Here is a 2129-nt window from a genome sequence, read left to right as displayed (position 1 = left end):
TGATGATCGGAATGTACAGAAACAGAAATCCCGCCGACAGCACCGCCGTCGACAAGGGTTTGCTCGGCTTGATCATTTCGCCCCCTCCATTTCCTTGTTCTGGTAGTACTGGAACAGTGCCATCGGCACCAGCAGCAGCATCACCATCGCGACCGTCACCGCCGACGCCATCGGCCAGTCCATGTTGTTGAAGAACTCATCCCACATCACCCGCCCGATCATCAGCGTGTCCGCTCCGCCCAGCAGTTCGGGAATCACGTACTCCCCCACCGCCGGAATGAACACCAGCAAGCTCCCCGCGATGATCCCGTTCTTCGACAGCGGCAGCGTGATCCGCGTGAACGCCGTCCACGGCTTCGCCCCCAGGTCGTATGCCGCTTCCAGCAGCGTCAGGTCCATCTTCACCAGGTGCGCGTACAGCGGCATCACCATGAACGGCAGGTACGAATACACCATCCCGATATACACCCCCGCGTCGCTGTGATACAGCCGCAGCGGCGAGTGGATCAGACCGATCGCCATCAGCGCGTGGTTCAAGAGGCCGTCGTCCTTCAGGATGCCGATCCATGCGTACACCCGGATCAGGAACGACGTCCAGAACGGCAGCATCACCGCCATCATCAGCACGTTGCGCCGCGCCGGCTCCGAGCGCGCGATGTAGTACGCCATCGGATAACCGATCAGCAGGCACAGCACCGTCGAGATCCCCGCCATCTTCAGCGAGCTCAGGTACGTCGCGATGTACAGGTCGTCCTGCAGCAGGAACGCGTAGTGCCCCAGCTGCAGCGCGAAGTGCACCATCCCGTCCTTCATCTCCATCAGGGACGTGTACGGCGGGATCCCCATCATCTGGTCCGCGAAGCTGATCTTCAGCACCAGCACGAACGGCAGCGCGAAGAACACCGTCAGCCACGTGAACGGCACCCCGATCACCACCGTGCGGCCCTTCGGCAGGAAACGCGCGAGCCACGCGAAGCGGCTCTCGCGCCGCTGGGCCGGCACCCCGGCCGGCGCGCCGGTCGACACCGGCGCCGTTTGGGTAGGAGCAGTCGTTCTCATTGCGTCAGCACCACGCCGCTCGCCGGCGACCAGGAGACGAACACGTCGTCGTTATAGGCAGGCGCGCCGTCGTGCATCAGGTTCGCGCTCGACAGGTTCGACATCACCGTCTTGCCGCTCGGCAACCGTACGTGGTACAGCGAGTACGCGCCCATGTACGCCACGTCCGTCACCACCCCGCGCGCCCAGTTGTGCGCCGTCGTCGGCTTCTCGCGCGACACCCGCACCCGCTCCGGGCGCACCGAGATCCCCACCGGCATCCCCATCGGCCCCGTCACCCCGTGGCTCACGTACATCCGCGTCTCCAGATCCTCGCTTTCCACGAAGATGTGGTCCGGCTCGTCCTCCACGATCCGCCCTTCGAACAGGTTCGTCGAGCCGATGAACTCCGCCGAGAACCGGCAGTTCGGGTATTCGTACACCTCGCTCGGCGCGCCGATCTGCATGATCTTGCCTTCGCTCATCACCGCCAGACGGCTCGCCATCGTCATCGCCTCTTCCTGGTCGTGCGTCACCATCACGCACGTCACGTCCACCTTCTCGATGATGTTCACCAGCTCCAGCTGCGTCTTCTGACGGATCTTCTTGTCCAGCGCCGACATCGGCTCGTCCAGCAGCAGCAGCTTCGGACGCTTCACCAGCGAGCGCGCCAGCGCCACCCGCTGCTGCTGGCCGCCCGACAGCTGGTGCGGCTTGCGCTGCGCGTACTTGCTCATCTGCACCAGCGCCAGCGCGTCGCCCACCCGCTCCTTGATCTCGTTCTTCGGCGTGCCTTCCTGCTTCAGTCCGAACGCCACGTTCGATTCCACCGTCATGTGCGGGAACAGCGCGTACGACTGGAACATCATGTTCACCGGCCGGCGGTACGGCGGCAGCGTCGCCAGATCCTCGCCGTCCACGAAGATCTTGCCCGACGTCGCCGTCTCCAGGCCCGCCAGCATCCGCAGCAGCGTCGACTTCCCGCAGCCCGAACTGCCCAGCAGCGCGAACAGCTCGTTCTTCATGATCGTCAGGTTCACGTTGTCCACGGCCGTGCTGTCGCCGAATTTCTTGACCACGTTTTCGATGCG

2 protein-coding genes are annotated in these 2129 nt (G+C 64.1%); both read right to left on the bottom strand.

Annotation, left to right across the window (positions count from 1 at the left end; genetic code table 11):
- Positions 1-72 precede the first annotated feature (72 nt).
- Entirely contained in the window at positions 73-1059 is a 987-nt protein-coding gene (locus HZI36_RS26630) for an ABC transporter permease subunit (RefSeq protein ID WP_179405659.1), read from the bottom strand.
- A partial coding sequence (locus tag HZI36_RS26625; RefSeq protein ID WP_179405658.1) for an ABC transporter ATP-binding protein occupies positions 1056-2129 on the bottom strand: 1074 nt, incomplete at its 5' end. The genes HZI36_RS26630 and HZI36_RS26625, both read right to left, overlap by 4 nt.

The sequence above is a fragment of the Burkholderia guangdongensis genome (assembly GCF_013403875.1).
In the GTDB taxonomy this organism is placed as follows: Bacteria; Pseudomonadota; Gammaproteobacteria; order Burkholderiales; family Burkholderiaceae; genus Burkholderia; species Burkholderia guangdongensis.
The sequence above is the reverse complement of the archived record's forward strand: the minus strand, read 5'-3'. Positions and strand labels throughout refer to the sequence as shown.

Excerpts from the sequence above, each read along its gene's own strand:
- HZI36_RS26630 (WP_179405659.1), bottom strand. The coding sequence starts at position 1,059 with ATGAGAACGACTGCTCCTACCCAAACGGCGCCGGTGTCGACCGGCGCG.